Origin of the sequence: Vulcanisaeta distributa JCM 11217 (assembly GCF_001316005.1) — an archaeon.
Lineage (GTDB): Archaea > Thermoproteota > Thermoprotei > Thermoproteales > Thermocladiaceae > Vulcanisaeta > Vulcanisaeta distributa_B.
Window position 1 is genome coordinate 64,659 of sequence record NZ_BBBJ01000002.1, and the last position, 14,854, is coordinate 79,512.

Genomic DNA, 14,854 nt, shown 5'->3' on the forward strand with positions numbered 1-14,854 from the left:
TGAAGCATTGAAGAACGTAATTGAGGAAGTTACGAAATTGGTAAAGGAGGGATATTCCTAACGAGCATTGTGAAGGAGGTTACTGAGGCGATTAATAAGGACGTTGGCTTGAGTAAGGTGATATTCAATGAGATAAAGGAGTCCATGGTTAAGATAAGCCTGGCAATGTGCCTGTCGGCTTATTCACGCAATGCGCGTTAATACCGAGTTATTACCTAACCGGTAAGACGCCAAGTATTGATTGGGGTGACGTGACAATGCACTTATTGGGTAAGATGATACATAGCCTGGCAATTGCCGAGATAAAGAATAGGCTTGGTAATAGGTGCATTGAGGGTGTTGAGGTCATGTACACGTACAATGCCTGGACGATGAGGGGTAAGCCAGACCTTGACTGCGGTAATTATTACCTGGAGTTCAAGACCATAATGGGTAGGGTTACGAAGGCTAGGTTATTCCATGACATGATACAGGCAGGTTTCTACTCGGCGGCGGGTAATAAGAACACGTACATACTATACCTAGTGCTTAGTGATGGTGTGCTACGTAACATAGTCCCTATCGAGATAATTCCTGAAGTTGGCTATCCGGTCATTTACGCCTTCAAGCTTTGGGTAAAGGCTGTGGAGGGTGGGGGGGACATTGGCGCATTGACTGTTAAGACAACATCATGCAAGGTATGTAGGTTTAGGAACATATGCATAATGAGGACTAGGAATCCTCATGAGGTCTTCTTACCAGGTAAGGAATTGCTTGATAATTATCTCGATTATGTAAAGCAAGAAGTATCAAAGGCAGGGGGGGTTAAGGTGATTGGCTGATGAGTCTCGAGGAAATAACAGACCTAGCAAATTACCTATTAAATAGGCTGCAACTTAGAGATACGCACTTCGTAACATCGATTGCTAAGTGTTCATTGCTGTCGTTGAGGAGAGACGTTAGTATAATGGATGAGGCCTATAGCGAGTATTTACCGAGGGTCTTAACGGTATGCGCTACGGAGAAGCACGTGGTTAGGGTTGAGGATATGGTGATTGAATTACCAAGGCTCCTCAGGTGCGGTGATTCATTAGTATTACCGAAGCTCATGCTTCTTAAAGATAATGTTAAGTCCCACATAGTCGAGGCGCTGCTGGTGGCTGCGCTACTCAATACGGAGATACAACTGCATTACCTATCTAAGAACATAGACGGCGATATTGAGGAGGGCTTGGCAATAACGATAAATCCTGAGTGGGGTAAGGAATTACTTGATGCGGTCATTAAGTCGTTGAAGAGTAAGGAGGTTGGCGTTAAGACAATGAGTTGCGCATCATGCCCGTTAAGGGACGTGTGCCCGTTTAATAAGCTAGGCGATAAGATTGTACTGCCCGATGAGACTGCGAAGATCGTTGATGAGCTCTATAATAAGTTAATCACAGAGCCGACGACCGCGCAGGAGAAACGCAATGCAGGGGGGGCTTTAACTCCACCGAGCACATTGGATAAAGAGGGCATTAGGAATTACCTGAGGCAGGTGGCTGACTGGGCGCGTTCTCGTGGTAGGACGTGGGTCAGTGTGGCGGTTGGTAAATGCCCAATATGTGGTAGGGAGGGTACGCTGGTGGTTAGGATTACGAGTGGTGGTGAGAAGGTTCTATATAGGCATGGTTCCTCAACGTGCACCATAGGCACGATAGACGAGTCAATAGATAAGATAAGCATTGATAGGTTCCTGGAGATTGAAAGTAATGAAGCGGAAACCGAGTGATTAATCACTGAATGCGTTAATTGTTATAAGGCGGTTATTTAAATGCCAGGTTAATGGTGCTGAGGGTTGGTATTGTCGATACGACATTCGCCAGGGTCGACATGGCTAAGTACGCAATTGAGGAATTAAGGAATAATGAACCCTCCATAGTGATAGAGAGAATAACAGTACCTGGCTTCAAGAATACTCCCTGGGCTGCTAAACAACTCATTAATAAGGGCGTCGACGCGGTCATGGTATTTGGTTGGATTGGGCCAAGTTTAACGGATAAGATAACCTACGCCGTGGCCTCCATGGGCCTTATAATGCTTCAGATTGAGTATGATAAACCGATAATAGATGTGACGGTTCACGAGGATGAAGCAAGCGATGAGAAGGAATTGTTTGACATAGCCGTTGATAGGTCGAGGAAGCACGCCAGGAACCTCATATTAATGCTTAGGGGGGGTGAGCTGACGAGGTGGGCTGGTATGGGCCTTAGGCAGGGTCGCCCGGATGTCGGACCAATTATTAAGTAAAAGCTTTATTAATACCATGTGGGTGTCCTCGTTGTGAGTTCATCCCTTGAGCTTGTGAGGAAGATATTCGATGAATTAATAAATAATAATCTGCTTATCAATGTTAAGGATAGAAAGGACCCACTGGTTTCGGAGTACGTCATTAGGTATGGCGATAAGTGCCCAGGCATTGCCAGTATTGATGAGGACGTGAGCATGGATAGGGAATTAACCTGGTACCAAGTGTTGACGATGGGTGTCGGTTTAAAGCTCAGCATAAGCAGGGTTGGCCTGAATTTAAGTCCTAGCGAGGGGTCCATAAGGATTACATTAAGGTTAATGAGCGGTGATAGGTTGAAGGCATCCGAGGTATTCGTAATAAGTTGTGGTGATGTTAAGGATTCTATTTATGGTAAGTCTATCGTGGATTTATTCATTAACCTTGATGTTATCTCGAGGGTTTTAAATACAGTGAAGGAAAGAAGAAGGTTAAGTGATGATTATATTGATGAGTTATTAAGGTTCCTAGGCAATGCCAAGTCGAGGGTTGAGCAGGATATTAAGAGGTTAGTAAGCACCTATCAGTGGTTTGAGGAGTGATTGGTTATGGTTAGGAAATTAATACTATTCCTTGAGATGCATCAACCCAGGAGGTTGAGGTATGGCGTGCTTGATAAGTTATGTGATTTAAGGCGTGGTGAGGTGGATGAGCCTACAATAAACTCGATAATATTTAATGATGAAGTAAATAGGGAGATATTGAATAGAGTTGCTGATAAGTCATACATGCCCACCCTCGAGTTAATGAGGGATTTAGGCAATGATGGCTTTAGGGCTGCTATATCGATATCCGGCTCATTAATTGATCAATTACTAATGTGGAGGCCTGAGGTTATCGATTTACTGAGGGATTTGGTGAGGAGGGGGGGTATTGTCGAACTTGTTGCTGAGCCTTATCACCATTCCTTAGCGTCATTCGTCAGCGGGGGGGATTTATTTCTCAGGGAGTTGGAGGATCACGTTGAGACGAACAAGTCATTATTTGGTCAGGTACCCCTTGTCTTTGAGAATACTGAATTCCTATATAGGAATGATTGGGGGGGCTTACTAATGGAGAAGGCGGGCGCATCGGTGGTTCTCACGGAAGGGGGGGTTGATTGGGTGCTTGGTTGGAGAAGTCCAACATACCTATACGGCGCACCCAATTCTAGGGTGAGGCTGTTGCTTAGGCATTATAGGCTATCTGACGATATAGGCTTTAGGTTTAGTAATAGGTCTTGGGATCAATGGCCATTGACCGCCGATAAGTACATGGCCTGGATTAGGGCAACCCCCCCAGGGGACTTTGTCTTGGTGGGCTTGGACTTTGAAACATTCGGTGAGCATCATTGGCGTGAGAGTGGGATCTTTGATTTTCTCGCATGGCTTCCTAAGGAGGCGCGTAGGGCAGATGTTGAGTTCATACACCCATCATCACTAGCGAATGAGGAACCCATTGATTATTTAGACATACCCTCAGTGATTTCCTGGGCCGATGTCGAGAAGGACGATAGCGCATGGCGCGGGAATGATCTTCAAAGAATCGCGTTTGATCACGTGATCTCCATAGGCAATTTAATGAAAATGAATAGGCTTGAAAAGACGTGGAGGTACTTACTAACGAGTGATCACTATTACTACATGTCAATGAAGCATGGACCGAGTGGTGAGGTTCATAGTTATTTCAATCCCTATAACTCGGCCTTTACGGCATTTAAGGCCGTGGAAGACATTGTCGTAGGTATTACCTGTGCCCTCGCCAATACGGGCATTAATAGGGCCGTAGGTCATGGAGTCGAGTAATCCCGTATAATGAGCGCTATGGTGAATAAGGTATTAATTACTGTTAAGTCGTCCTTTGAGTACGGCGTGAGACAGGACATTAGGGACTACCTATTCTTCTTTGATAGAGACGTGAGCGTTAGGGCCACGGAGTTTCGGGGGGTCTTAATCGTGGAGACCAATATAGATCCTAAGTATGTGGCTGGTCTCCTTATTAATGCGCCAATACCTGAGAACGTACTTACTTCGATAATTCCGATTATCCATGAGGGGAGTTATAATACGATTAACGATTTAATAGATGTTGTTCGTAGATACGTGAGTAGTGATTGCGAGACTTATGTTGTTAGGTGTAGGTTACGTGGATCATTAATTAGCGATAGTGATTGTGAGTCTTCAATAATTAATTTATTGAGAGGTCTTGGCTTTCATGCGATGTATAGGGGGGGGCGCTTCTGATTGTGCAGTTGTTGTTGAGGGTTTGGGTAATTGGTTTGGTGTTTACGTGGGTCCGAGGACGTTTGTGAGGGTTTAGTGAAAGTTTCAGTTAACCTAGGTCAAGGCTTATATAGTAACCAAAAACTATTTTTTACCTCTCTACTAAAGAAATAGTAAATGCCGAGGATTTTTAAGAACGAGGCTGCATTAACGCCGGAGTACATACCGAGTAAGCTGCCGCATAGGGAGGAGCAATTGAAACAGCTTGAGACGTACTTCAGCGGTTTTCTTGAGGATCCAGGGTCTATGTATCCGAAGGTCGTGCTCATCGGCAGACCTGGCAGTGGTAAGACCGTGACGAGTAGGAAGTTTGGAAATTACGTAGTTAGATCAAGTGAGAGGGTTAGGTATGTTCATGTGTCCTGCTTCCTCAATAGAACACTAAGTTCGGTGCTAAAGGACATTGGTGTTCAATTAAACATTGCAATACCGAAGAGGGGGGGATTCTCGACCGAGGAATTACTTAAGATGCTTCTTGACATGGTTAGGGAGAAGGACATATACGCAATAGTGGCTCTCGATGATGTATTCCACCTAGTTAATAATAGTGGTCCGCATGCGTTGGGCACGTTGATAAGGCTTGGCGAGGAGTATGTAAGTAGGGGGGGTGATAAGTATAGGTTTGGCTTAATCCTTATTAGCCAGGACCTAACCTTTAGGGATCAACTCGATAGGAGTTCCCAGAGTGCGCTTGGTAATGCCGTGATTAGGTTTGAACCGTACACGAAGGATCAAATATTCGAGATACTCCTGGCAAGGGCTCAGGAGGCTTTAATTGATGGTGTGTATGATGAGGAGATACTCGAGATGATAGCGGATGTGGCTGGCGTTGATGAGCACTTAATGGATGAGCATAGGGGGGGTGATGCTAGGTATGCCATTGACATATTATGGAGGGCCTCAAAGCTCGCCGAGATGAAGGGTGCAGATAGGATTCTGCCTGAGCATGTTAGGGAGGCCATAAAGAACACGCTTAGGGGCATTAGGAGCGATGAGTTAAGAATGCTGCCTCTTCATGAGAAGATATTTCTACTGGCCATCGTTAGGAGTTTAATGAAGAATCCAAACTCGCCCTACATACCCTTTGGGACCGCTGAGGATGAGTATCAAATGCTCTGTGAGCAATATGGTCAGGAGCCCAGGAAGCACACACAGTTATGGGAGTACCTTAGGGACTTAAATACGAAGGGCTTTGTTGAGACTAGGACGTCTAGTAAGGGTATGAGGGGGGGTAGGACAACGCTGATCTCAATACCGTCAGAGCCCCCTGGAAACGTTAGAGGAGGAGTTGGAAAAGATAATTAAGGGTGAGTTGGGTACGTGAGTGTCGATTTCATAGAGGACCTATTCTCATCGAGGATTAGGGTTAGGGTACTTAAGGCGTTGATTAAGTATAAGGAGGTGAATATAACGAAGCTCTCCAGGGAGTTGGGCGTTAATTATAAGGTGATTGAGTACCACATAGAGGCTCTTAAGAGACTTGGCATCGCTGAGGAGAAGAGGTTTGGTAGGATAAGGATAATAAGGATTAGCGAGGGCGACCCACGGGTTTTAGCCATTGAACGCTTCTTCACGGAGCTCGAGCAGGCATTCGCTAACCAGGCCGATTCACGAAATCGAGGATCCTCTTAGCCAATTTATAGTGCACGTAATCAACCAACTGACCCTCAAGGCTTATTGCTCCACGACCCTCCTTAACAGCCCTCTCGTAAGCCTCAACAACCCTCCTAGCCCAATTAATCTCCTCCTCACTTGGTGAGAAGACTTCGTTAGCCACGGGTATCTGGCTTGGGTGAATAACCTGCTTTCCAATGAAACCCATGGATTTAGCCTCAACACACTCCCTCCTAAAGCCCTCAATATCCTTAATATCAAAGAACACCTTATCGATTGGATCAACCCCCCCATAAGCCCTGGCTGCGGAGACTACCATTGTCTTAAGGACCTGGTTTTGTTCATAAGTCTTTACAACACCACCAACCGAGAGTGCGAAGTCGGCTGCCCCCCCATAGGACACGGCGGTAACGCCCTCACTCCTGACAACATCCTCAACCTTAAGCAAACCCCCCCTAGCCGTCTCTATGAGCGGCTCTATCTCCCTACCTGTGGCCTTATATACGAAGCTTAAGTCAAACTCGGCCTTTGGAATCACGATGCACTTAACGACATCGATCTTATACACGGTATCAATGTCCGCATAGAAGAAGGGGGGGTCTTTGGGTCATTAACCCTAACACAAACCTCCTTACCACCCCCCCAATCAAGTTGTGGAAGTAATTCCCTTATTAACTTACGTGCCGCTTCCTTACCATCGATTGGCACCGCATCCTCAAGGTCAATAATCACAGAATCAGGCTTCAACTCAAGGGCTGCCTTCCTAATCATGTGCTCATTATTACCGGGAACGAATAATTGGGACCTCCTCAAAACCACAGAGGTGCATAAGGATTAATAACTAATTAATTTTTCCCATTAAAACACCAAAACGGCTCTGCCCAAAACCCTCTGGTTAATTAAGTCATCATATGCCTTATTAACATCCTTAAAGTCATAAATCCTGTAAATAGGCTTAACAACACCTCTATGAAGAAGATTAACAGCCTCAAGAACCTCCCTCCTCGTATACGCAGCCGAACCAACTATCCTGTGCTCCCTCATTACCGTAAGCGCGGGCCTCATTAACCTAATCTCCTCGCCCTCGGTATTGCCTATCAGCACCAACGTACCTCACGCCTTAGCGTCCTGAGACTCTCGTTTATGGTGGCGGCACCCACGATCTCCAAAACAACATCAACATCCCTAACCTTCCTCGAAAACTCCCTATCAGTAACGACCTCATCTGAGTACTTAGCCACAAAATCCGCCTTGGCTGGCGACGTTATTGATATTACGTACGCACCAAGACTCTTAAGGTACTGAATAGTGTGCACGCCAACGCCACCTCCCGCCCCCCCCGTTACAAGAACCCTAGTGCCTGGTCCAACATTGCCCAGCTTACTTGCGTGAATTGCCGTCGCCAGTGGACATACTGCTGCGGCATACTTAACGTAGTCGCCATCCGGCAACTCGAATACGTTGTTTCTCGGCGCTATTACAGCCTCCGCGTAACCGCCAGGCCTGCCTTCACCGAAGAATTGAAGATTAACACATAAATTCTCCTTACCAGCCTACAGTATGGGCATGTACCATCGGTAATAGCTCCAAATACCCCCCGACAGCCCTTCCATCAATCTCGCCGAAAATTTCATGTCCAAGAATTAATGGAGGCTTTAAATTCCTGAAACCACCCCTCCAGATAACTAAGTCGCGGCCACAGATGCCCTCTGCCTTCACCTTTACTACGACATCGTTAGGTCCAGGTTCCCCCAATATCGTACTCCTCAATACTGAAGGGCTTATTGAACTCCCTTAGTACAGCTGCTAATACCCGCATTAATTATTGAATTGAGGGAAATCGATTATTAAACTAACTAATACATACTTTATTTAGATTCGTTTTGCCATGGTGATCAATTCTTTTCTGTCAAAGTAATACTTATTTCTCTTGGTCCTATTACTTATCACGTGGATACGTGCATTGTATTGCCGACGATAAACGAGGCCGACAACCTGAGGATATTGTTACCCATGCTGAGAAATTACTTGGCTAACTATGATTGGTTTATTGTGGTTGTTGACGATGGCAGTACTGACGGTACTCAGGATGTCGTTATGGAATTCGCCAAGGCAACGAACAGGGCTGAATTAATTGAGAGAGGTGTCAGGCTTGGGTTGGGCAGCGCTATTAAGGTTGGCATGAGGGCCTGTCTTGATAAGGGCGCTAACTCCATAGTTGTCATGGATGCCGACCTGCAGCACCCACCTGACGTAGTTCCTAGCCTTATTAAGGCTGTGCTTGTGGATGGCGTGGATTTGGCAATAGCCAGTAGGTATGTTGGGGGGGTGGCGGCATCGTTGGTTGGTCATTTAAGAGACTTGCTATTAGTAAGGGGGGGCTACGTACATGGCTAGGTTATTAATGCCCTGGACCCGCGGCATTAAAGATCCAATTAGCGGGTTCTTCGCCGTAAATGCGGAGAGATTAAGGGGCGTGATTGACTTGCTAAGTGATTCAGCAGGTTATAAACTAATCCTAGAGTTACTGACGTTATTTCACATTAAGTATGGTGATTCTTTCAGGGTTGTTGAGGTACCGTACGTCTTCAGGAATAGGGCTTATGGTGTAAGTAAATTGAGTACTCATGAATTAATTAATTACGCGCTACTCGTACTTAAGCTCAGTAATTACTCCGTGCTTAAGTACTTATCATCTGGCCATTGGGTCCATAGTTGGTTATTTAGTCTTTAATTCATTGTCGAGTGTGAATGCGATAGCCTGTAACTTAATATCCATAGAGTTATCCCTAATCACTGTTATTACTATCTATCAATTATTGATGGGTGTGAAACCACAAATGCGTTATTACGTGAAGTATCACTTGGTTAAGTACGTTGCTGTGGCCGTGAAGTTGACGCTATATATGGCGTCGACGCCCGTGCTTATAGCGCTCATGGTATCGGGCATAATACAGTTGTTAATGACGCTTAGGGTAATAACCATAAATCCAACCATGATACACATGTTATGAATCACGAAAGACCTTTTAACTCAACTATCCCACTGCATTTTATGAATGATGATACTCCTAACGACGGTGCCTGGGATTGAGGATATCGTAATTAGTGAAGTCAGGGAATTATTCAAGGATAGGGTTGTTACAGCTGAGGTGTTTGGGTCGTCTAACGTGACCGGTAAGGTGCTGATAAATGTAGGTAATGTAACCATTAATGAGCTAAAGGCACTGGGTACTGTGGAGCATGTGATAGCGGTACTCGACGTAGAAAACGTTGGTAAAGACATAGGGAGTTTGAGGAATTGCATCTGGAGGTTAAGACTTAATGAACTACTCAACTACTATACTCCAAACACTACAATTGGTGTGGTGGTTGATAGGTCTGGGGGGGATCATGAATTTAGGAGCCCGGACGCGGCGGCACTACTTGGTGAGAGAATTTCCGAATTCCTGACATCCATGGGCATTAAACCCCCCCTCTTCAACCTTGATAATGCTGACCTAACGTTGAGACTTATTATCGACCAGGACAAGTGCGTGCTTGGCATATCAATAACCCGTAAATCACTTAGGAATAGACCATATAGGAGGTTTAATCACCCAGCCGCGATAAATCCCATACTGGCTAATGCAATGTTTAGGATGTTAAGCCAGCCTCATCATCGAGGATTTGTGACATAACCTGCGGTAGTGGTACGATAGTTATTGAGGGTGCCTTAATGAGGAGGGACGTGAGCTTTCTATGCGCCGATATTGACTATGGATATGTTAATGGGGGGGCATTGATGAATGCGCGGGAGGCTGGTGTGGATGCCTTAATTGATTTTGTGGTTATGGACTCAACAAGGCCGGCCATTAAAGATAATGCGTGCATGTATGCCATTTTTAATCCTCCCTTTGGTATTCGTGTTGAGCCTCTTAGGGGGGTTGGCGAACTTCTATGACTCCTTATTAAGGGCACTTAGGGAGGTTCTTAGGGATGGTTCGAGCGCCGTATTTATAACTGTTAGGAAGTCCCTGGCACGAAAAATACTTGCTAAGTATGGGTTTAGGATAATGAGTGAGAGGGTTGTTGAGCAGGGCGGTATCTGGAGTTCTATTTTTAAGGTTGTTAGGGAATAAGGAATTGATTATTTAATTTTAAGGAGTGTCTACTGAGCCTTTGGTATGAATGACCTCTGATCCTCATTGGGAAATAGCTTATCAAGGACCTTCCTAGGCACTTTATACACCCTGAGGGCTATCTCCCTAATTAACTTGTCATGGGGGGGTACGCATTTAGTCATGTTAAGTCTAAGGCAATGCGTGTACTTCATGATCTTCTTCTCCTCAACCTTCTTAATATTACCAAGCGCGATGTCTTCAGCCACTCTAAAGCTACGTAGAACCTCACATACCTCATAAACTTACTCGCCAGGTCTGGGAATGCGGTGCTCAATGCTTTATATGTGCCCACGAAATCCTCCTCGGGGGGGAAGAACCTCATTATCGTACCAGTGAATACGTACCTCAATAACCTAAATCCTCTCTCCTCGGTCTTAGGCCCCCCCAACGCCTCATTATCAACCATTTTCCTAAACTGCTCAGTATCGTTATTGTCATTTAATTGGAAGTTCCTAGCCTTAAGGAAACTATATATTTCATCGCATGCTATTTCCACATTGAATATATTCTTGAAGGCATTGGTTAATTCACCGTCGAGTAGGCCAAGGCCATACTTACCAATTATGTATATTGTGGCTATTTCCTTATCGTAAATCCTAACCTTACTCAAACCCCTAAATGGTTCAATACCCTTCTGCTTATACACTATGTATACTAACTCCTCAAGCTGGTTCCTAGTGCTTACCTCATTCCTCATTATCTTGCTCCATATCTCCGTCGCAGCCTCAATACGGCCCTTATACAGCTGCCTAGCATCTAAGCCACTACTCATATTAGCAATTCACCTACTCTAACTCACCGAAAAACTAGCGCCTTATAATCCTTGTGCTTCAGGGCCTATGACTGGGCAACGACCTTAACCTGCTGTGCCTGCTTTGGGTAAATAACAATCCTCATAGGAAGTGGCAACTTAGACGCAGCCCTCCTAAGGGCCTCCTTAGCATGTGCCAGGTTCTTACCCTCAATCTCCAGGTGCATTATGATTGTACCGGGCCTAAGAATCCTCGCGGCCCTACCTGACGGGACGCCAAAGGCCAGCCTCATACCCTGCTGTAGACGGTCTGCACCAGCCATGGCCAACATCTTATTCTCCCTAATCACATGGAATGGGTAGACATTTATCTTTAGGTAGAAGTTGGGATCACCGACGTACTTAGACAGGTACTTATACGCCATCTGCCTGGCAGCCTCAAGAGCATTAGCCCTTATTTGGCCTGTCTCCTCAGTCACAAGCTCAGCCACGTAATCAAACCTAGCCCTCTCCCTAGGCTTCGTATTACCAAGCTCAAACCTAGGTATTTGAACGTATGGAGCGCCGGCTATGTACTCAGTCCTCGTGTAAGGTCTCTTCAACCTCCTATAGCAACGACCAGGTCTAAGCGGCATAGTGACGTCGAGTTACTGGGGGAGGTGTGGGTATTTAAACACTACGCCCATTAAATCTTATTGATCCTCAACGAACCAACATACCTCTTAATCCATGAAACAAGTTCTTCGTACGTTCTCTCACCATCTCTCGTGAGTCTGACGAAGCCATCACCATCAATGAGAACAAGGTTCTTCTCAATCATCCAATTAAGATACCTCTCCAATTTATCATACGATAAACCACAGGCTGTGGCTAACCTAGTTCTCTTCATAGGCCCATTATTAACCAAGACCTCAATAATGCGTGCTAATACGTACAGGTCAGGCCTGAATTCCCTGGAGCTCATGGTAAAGCCACCTGAGCTCAATAATTAAGCCACTGAGGGACCACAGTCTTTTAACATCATTGACCAAACCATCCCACTCAAGGCTAGTGTTATTGCTATATCAATAATGATGGCCATGACCATCGTATACCATGTCCAATACGTATAACCTAATACCATAATTAATGCTGATGTAACCATAAAAACCACTAGGAAGAGGAGTATTGAGAGTGCCAATAACTTAATTATGATTACCAGAGCATACCCAATCCTAGCTCTATTAATTTTATACTCAATACCGTCAAAGTCTAGTGTTGATAATATCTCAAGAATCCCTGAAATGCCGAGTTGAAGTTTGCTATCCCAATCACTGTAAGTACTCGTACTCTTCATTGATTTATCAATACGTGTATATACGTAGTACGGAACCACCACCAATAATGTAATTATGGTAAGAATACTCAACCCTGATGGTAATAACGTTATTGTTTGTGCCGTTATTATGTATATAATGATGGAGGTTATGAGCGTACCCATAATCACGGCAATAATAATTAATGCATTAATTAGTATCTTTGGTAACTCATCGAGAGCATGATTAATACCTTCAATACGGGTAAGTGTGTCCCTAAGCATCATAAGCTTAGTTTTGGTTTCTTCAATACTCATATAACAAACACCACCCTACTTACCTGGACCATGACCATGGCATTATTACCATTGGTCAGTATTAACAAGTAAGTTCCCGTCCCACATGGAGACATATCCCTAAGAATTGATGAGACCGCCAATGTTAAGTTAAATGACGTTAAGCGTAGCAGCCCAGAATTAAATGTTGATTCATAAATTATGAAAGGATTGCTTAAACTATTTAATGAGTATGCCATTGCTGACGCATTAGGTAGTGAAACCACCCCCCCACTACATTCTGGGTATGCGAGGTAACTGCTTGGTGTGAATAAGTACGTTAGTCTGATGGTACTGCCAGGCCTTAAGGTTATGTTAGTACCGTTACTTAGATAAATCGTTAATGTAGCGTTTGATAATGGTAAGTTTGTTAATGTTATTATGACCTTAGCATAAGCATCATGAGCTACTAACATTAGTATTACAAGCCCTGTGGTTGAATTTATAGTAAATGTACTTGGGATGGTATATGCCCTAATCATTATGTTCTGCCAATTTAGTATTAATAAGGCGGTTTCGGAAATCACGATTATGAGTAACGAAATAATTAATAATCGATTTAGCACCTTACGCCTACTCATTGGTAAGCATTGTAATTATTAATTAATAAACTGAACTCTCCCAGGGAGAGTAAACTCATTACTTAGTGCCTTTCTGTGATTGTACCTTAATTATTGCCTCCGCGATATCGCCATTAGTCTCCTTCAACGCCCTAATCGCCTCCTCCCTTGTACAGCCGGTCTCCTCCATGACGAGCTTAATATCGTCCTCACTCGGTTCGTACTGTGGCGGGGGGGTCTTTACAGTAGCGGCCTGTTGGGGGGGCTGCTGTATTATTAGTGACTGCCTTGGCTGCGGCACCGCTGGTTGCGATTTAACAACTTTAACGTCTGAGTCGCTGGCCTGCACCTGGTATATTGATAATCCCTGAATCTTCATCCTAGCGACCACGGGCTTATTTATCTCGATGGTTGATCCATCACCTAGGTAAATAACAACCTTAGTTACGTTATTAACCTCCTCAAGGTTAAGGTCCTGAATGCCAAACCGCCTAAGCAACCTCCTGACCTCTCTTGGGTTTATTCCCACGATACATTAATGCAAATGGGTGTATTTAAACAATTTTTGTGTTGTGAGGTTATTACCACAGTATGGTCCCAGCATTTGTGCAATCGTTGGTGATGAGCATCCGTATCCAAGTACGTGGGTTGGGAAGTAATGGATAACGTAATAAACATAGCCACTACCAATCATTGTCTCTAAGGATCTGCCGTACATCACCTGGAAGAGTGCGCAGTAGGGGGGGCATTCTGGGTCTAGGAATTCAATAACCGTTATATTGGCGTTGGGATTACCGATCCTTAATCCAGAGGAGATTAACTCATTTATGAAAGATACCTGGGTTGAGTTGGCCTTAAATCCATAACCGAGCTCCTGACCCTGATATACAAATATGGTTATGTTACCCCTTATCGCATCATTAATGGCGTCAAAGACATAGGGTGATGCGCCGGCCAATACGTAGGTCACGTTATTCGCTTTATCAAAGACAATGAATAATGGCGTACCAAGCAGGTTACCTGGTATGTTAAGCGTGTATGCCACAGTATTTATGTTACTTAATGCGCCTAATACGGTATTAACCAGGCTTTGGTCACTCTCGCTCACGGCACAGTCTGGGTATTTACTTGCTATGTATTGGTATTGAGCTATTGGGTACATTAATAGGTACGTTATGTTACTTGTCTCTTCATAATCATATATGTAGCCATAGGCTATCGTGTATATATTGTTCACGGCATTCAACGTGGCATTTCCACCATACTTATTATAAATGCATTCAATGCTTAACCAATTCTCAACGCCTCTCTCAAACGCTGTTGTGGCTAACGATAATTGTGAGGATGCGGAGGACTGAGATGATGAGCTGGATGAGGAGCTTGATTGGCCTGGAGGTATTACTGGTTTTGTTGGTGGTTTAAATGCGAGGAAGTAAATCAACACTGCGGCTAATGCCACGGCAAGTACTATAACGGCTACTAGAAGCATCCTATTTATGTTTTTACTGCTCGACATAATCCCTAATCAATGATTGAATTAAGTTAAAAATCTTACTAACATCTCGCAGTC

Annotated in this window: 27 protein-coding genes; 14 read left to right on the plus strand and 13 right to left on the minus strand. The window is 44.5% G+C overall.

Annotated features, from left to right (window positions below; all coding sequences use genetic code 11):
* Positions 1-167 precede the first annotated feature (167 nt).
* From JCM11217_RS02345 to JCM11217_RS02380, 8 genes are all read left to right on the plus strand, one after another.
* Entirely contained in the window at positions 168-821 is a 654-nt protein-coding gene (locus tag JCM11217_RS02345) for a hypothetical protein (protein ID WP_243678084.1), read from the plus strand.
* Positions 821-1,750: a hypothetical protein gene (locus JCM11217_RS02350; protein ID WP_054841943.1), complete on the plus strand. Its 930-nt coding sequence runs from the start codon at positions 821-823 to the stop codon at positions 1,748-1,750. The genes JCM11217_RS02345 and JCM11217_RS02350 overlap by 1 nt, the downstream gene beginning before the upstream one ends.
* 53 nt (positions 1,751-1,803) lie before the next feature.
* The gene (ribC, locus tag JCM11217_RS02355; protein ID WP_243678085.1) at positions 1,804-2,268 is read left to right on the plus strand and encodes a riboflavin synthase; all 465 of its coding nucleotides are present in this window, start codon (positions 1,804-1,806) and stop codon (positions 2,266-2,268) included.
* Between the two features lie 18 nt (positions 2,269-2,286).
* The gene (locus JCM11217_RS02360; protein ID WP_243678086.1) at positions 2,287-2,847 is read left to right on the plus strand and encodes a hypothetical protein; all 561 of its coding nucleotides are present in this window, start codon (positions 2,287-2,289) and stop codon (positions 2,845-2,847) included.
* A 6-nt stretch (positions 2,848-2,853) separates the two neighbouring features.
* Positions 2,854-4,089 carry a glycoside hydrolase family 57 protein gene (locus JCM11217_RS02365; RefSeq protein ID WP_054842071.1) on the plus strand — a complete coding sequence of 412 codons (1,236 nt, stop codon included), beginning with the start codon at positions 2,854-2,856 and terminating at the stop codon, positions 4,087-4,089.
* 9 nt (positions 4,090-4,098) lie between these two features.
* Entirely contained in the window at positions 4,099-4,527 is a 429-nt protein-coding gene (locus JCM11217_RS02370; protein WP_243678087.1) for a THUMP domain-containing protein, read from the plus strand.
* A 156-nt stretch (positions 4,528-4,683) separates the two neighbouring features.
* The gene (locus tag JCM11217_RS02375) at positions 4,684-5,871 is read left to right on the plus strand and encodes an ORC1-type DNA replication protein (protein WP_243678088.1); all 1,188 of its coding nucleotides are present in this window, start codon (positions 4,684-4,686) and stop codon (positions 5,869-5,871) included.
* A gap of 15 nt (positions 5,872-5,886) precedes the next feature.
* Entirely contained in the window at positions 5,887-6,198 is a 312-nt protein-coding gene (locus tag JCM11217_RS02380; RefSeq protein ID WP_054841944.1) for a winged helix-turn-helix domain-containing protein, read from the plus strand.
* On the opposite strand, the gene JCM11217_RS02385 is transcribed toward JCM11217_RS02380, so the two are convergent.
* The 5 genes from JCM11217_RS02385 to JCM11217_RS12960 form a co-directional block, all read right to left on the minus strand.
* Positions 6,161-6,748 carry a CoA ester lyase gene (locus JCM11217_RS02385; protein WP_243678089.1) on the minus strand — a complete coding sequence of 196 codons (588 nt, stop codon included), beginning with the start codon at positions 6,746-6,748 and terminating at the stop codon, positions 6,161-6,163. The two genes, JCM11217_RS02380 and JCM11217_RS02385, sit on opposite strands and share 38 nt — an antisense overlap.
* On the minus strand, positions 6,715-6,999 hold the full coding sequence (locus JCM11217_RS12945) for an aldolase/citrate lyase family protein (protein WP_243678090.1): 285 nt from the start codon (positions 6,997-6,999) through the stop codon (positions 6,715-6,717). The genes JCM11217_RS02385 and JCM11217_RS12945 overlap by 34 nt, the downstream gene beginning before the upstream one ends.
* Positions 7,000-7,038: 39 nt before the next feature.
* The gene (locus JCM11217_RS12950; RefSeq protein WP_243678091.1) at positions 7,039-7,284 is read right to left on the minus strand and encodes a hypothetical protein; all 246 of its coding nucleotides are present in this window, start codon (positions 7,282-7,284) and stop codon (positions 7,039-7,041) included.
* The gene (locus tag JCM11217_RS12955; RefSeq protein WP_243678092.1) at positions 7,278-7,631 is read right to left on the minus strand and encodes a hypothetical protein; all 354 of its coding nucleotides are present in this window, start codon (positions 7,629-7,631) and stop codon (positions 7,278-7,280) included. Before JCM11217_RS12955 ends, JCM11217_RS12950 begins: the two co-directional genes overlap by 7 nt.
* A gap of 94 nt (positions 7,632-7,725) precedes the next feature.
* On the minus strand, positions 7,726-7,899 hold the full coding sequence (locus JCM11217_RS12960; RefSeq protein ID WP_243678222.1) for an alcohol dehydrogenase catalytic domain-containing protein: 174 nt from the start codon (positions 7,897-7,899) through the stop codon (positions 7,726-7,728).
* Between the two features lie 231 nt (positions 7,900-8,130).
* Here JCM11217_RS12960 and JCM11217_RS12965 point away from each other — a divergent pair, with 231 nt between their 5' ends.
* From JCM11217_RS12965 to JCM11217_RS12990, 6 genes are read left to right on the plus strand one after another with little or no spacing between them, the layout of a single operon-like run.
* Positions 8,131-8,577: a glycosyltransferase gene (locus tag JCM11217_RS12965; RefSeq protein ID WP_243678093.1), complete on the plus strand. Its 447-nt coding sequence runs from the start codon at positions 8,131-8,133 to the stop codon at positions 8,575-8,577.
* The gene (locus JCM11217_RS12970; protein ID WP_243678094.1) at positions 8,570-8,914 is read left to right on the plus strand and encodes a hypothetical protein; all 345 of its coding nucleotides are present in this window, start codon (positions 8,570-8,572) and stop codon (positions 8,912-8,914) included. Before JCM11217_RS12965 ends, JCM11217_RS12970 begins: the two co-directional genes overlap by 8 nt.
* A 13-nt stretch (positions 8,915-8,927) precedes the next feature.
* Complete coding sequence (locus tag JCM11217_RS12975) at positions 8,928-9,194, plus strand: hypothetical protein (RefSeq protein ID WP_243678095.1); 267 nt, start codon at positions 8,928-8,930, stop codon at positions 9,192-9,194.
* Positions 9,195-9,239: 45 nt separating this feature from the next.
* The gene (locus JCM11217_RS12980; protein ID WP_243678096.1) at positions 9,240-9,860 is read left to right on the plus strand and encodes a hypothetical protein; all 621 of its coding nucleotides are present in this window, start codon (positions 9,240-9,242) and stop codon (positions 9,858-9,860) included.
* 23 nt (positions 9,861-9,883) lie between these two features.
* The gene (locus JCM11217_RS12985; RefSeq protein WP_243678223.1) at positions 9,884-10,123 is read left to right on the plus strand and encodes a hypothetical protein; all 240 of its coding nucleotides are present in this window, start codon (positions 9,884-9,886) and stop codon (positions 10,121-10,123) included.
* Positions 10,107-10,301, plus strand: a complete 195-nt coding sequence (locus tag JCM11217_RS12990; protein WP_243678097.1) for a hypothetical protein — start codon at positions 10,107-10,109, stop codon at positions 10,299-10,301. Before JCM11217_RS12985 ends, JCM11217_RS12990 begins: the two co-directional genes overlap by 17 nt.
* 29 nt (positions 10,302-10,330) lie before the next feature.
* On the opposite strand, the gene JCM11217_RS12995 is transcribed toward JCM11217_RS12990, so the two are convergent.
* From JCM11217_RS12995 to JCM11217_RS02435, 8 genes are all read right to left on the minus strand, one after another.
* A complete protein-coding gene (locus JCM11217_RS12995; RefSeq protein WP_243678098.1) occupies positions 10,331-10,549 on the minus strand; it encodes a DUF2192 domain-containing protein in 219 nt (72 codons plus the stop codon).
* On the minus strand, positions 10,492-11,115 hold the full coding sequence (locus JCM11217_RS02405) for a DUF2192 domain-containing protein (protein ID WP_243678099.1): 624 nt from the start codon (positions 11,113-11,115) through the stop codon (positions 10,492-10,494). Before JCM11217_RS02405 ends, JCM11217_RS12995 begins: the two co-directional genes overlap by 58 nt.
* A gap of 65 nt (positions 11,116-11,180) precedes the next feature.
* Entirely contained in the window at positions 11,181-11,729 is a 549-nt protein-coding gene (locus JCM11217_RS02410) for a 50S ribosomal protein L16 (protein WP_054841945.1), read from the minus strand.
* 50 nt (positions 11,730-11,779) lie between these two features.
* Entirely contained in the window at positions 11,780-12,058 is a 279-nt protein-coding gene (locus tag JCM11217_RS02415; RefSeq protein WP_243678100.1) for a winged helix-turn-helix domain-containing protein, read from the minus strand.
* Positions 12,059-12,082: 24 nt separating this feature from the next.
* Positions 12,083-12,706: a hypothetical protein gene (locus tag JCM11217_RS02420; protein WP_243678101.1), complete on the minus strand. Its 624-nt coding sequence runs from the start codon at positions 12,704-12,706 to the stop codon at positions 12,083-12,085.
* Positions 12,703-13,305, minus strand: a complete 603-nt coding sequence (locus JCM11217_RS02425; protein ID WP_054841946.1) for a hypothetical protein — start codon at positions 13,303-13,305, stop codon at positions 12,703-12,705. Before JCM11217_RS02425 ends, JCM11217_RS02420 begins: the two co-directional genes overlap by 4 nt.
* A gap of 58 nt (positions 13,306-13,363) precedes the next feature.
* Complete coding sequence (locus JCM11217_RS02430; RefSeq protein ID WP_054841947.1) at positions 13,364-13,813, minus strand: nascent polypeptide-associated complex protein; 450 nt, start codon at positions 13,811-13,813, stop codon at positions 13,364-13,366.
* Positions 13,814-13,819: 6 nt separating this feature from the next.
* Positions 13,820-14,800 (minus strand): thioredoxin domain-containing protein, encoded by a 981-nt coding sequence (locus JCM11217_RS02435; protein WP_054841948.1) that lies wholly within the window; start codon positions 14,798-14,800, stop codon positions 13,820-13,822.
* Positions 14,801-14,854: the final 54 nt, after the last annotated feature.

Bases quoted from the DNA above. Each gene is read 5' to 3' on its own strand.
- JCM11217_RS02350 (WP_054841943.1), top strand. From the start codon at position 821: ATGAGTCTCGAGGAAATAACAGACCTAGCAAATTACCTATTAAATAGG.
- ribC (WP_243678085.1), top strand. From the start codon at position 1,804: ATGGTGCTGAGGGTTGGTATTGTCGATACGACATTCGCCAGGGTCGAC.
- JCM11217_RS02365 (WP_054842071.1), top strand. From the start codon at position 2,854: ATGGTTAGGAAATTAATACTATTCCTTGAGATGCATCAACCCAGGAGG.
- JCM11217_RS02370 (WP_243678087.1), top strand. From the start codon at position 4,099: ATGAGCGCTATGGTGAATAAGGTATTAATTACTGTTAAGTCGTCCTTT.
- JCM11217_RS02375 (WP_243678088.1), top strand. From the start codon at position 4,684: ATGCCGAGGATTTTTAAGAACGAGGCTGCATTAACGCCGGAGTACATA.
- JCM11217_RS12970 (WP_243678094.1), top strand. From the start codon at position 8,570: ATGGCTAGGTTATTAATGCCCTGGACCCGCGGCATTAAAGATCCAATT.
- JCM11217_RS12980 (WP_243678096.1), top strand. From the start codon at position 9,240: ATGATGATACTCCTAACGACGGTGCCTGGGATTGAGGATATCGTAATT.
- JCM11217_RS02405 (WP_243678099.1), bottom strand. From the start codon at position 11,115: ATGAGTAGTGGCTTAGATGCTAGGCAGCTGTATAAGGGCCGTATTGAG.
- JCM11217_RS02410 (WP_054841945.1), bottom strand. From the start codon at position 11,729: ATGCCGCTTAGACCTGGTCGTTGCTATAGGAGGTTGAAGAGACCTTAC.
- JCM11217_RS02415 (WP_243678100.1), bottom strand. From the start codon at position 12,058: ATGAGCTCCAGGGAATTCAGGCCTGACCTGTACGTATTAGCACGCATT.
- JCM11217_RS02420 (WP_243678101.1), bottom strand. From the start codon at position 12,706: ATGAGTATTGAAGAAACCAAAACTAAGCTTATGATGCTTAGGGACACA.
- JCM11217_RS02425 (WP_054841946.1), bottom strand. From the start codon at position 13,305: ATGAGTAGGCGTAAGGTGCTAAATCGATTATTAATTATTTCGTTACTC.
- JCM11217_RS02435 (WP_054841948.1), bottom strand. From the start codon at position 14,800: ATGTCGAGCAGTAAAAACATAAATAGGATGCTTCTAGTAGCCGTTATA.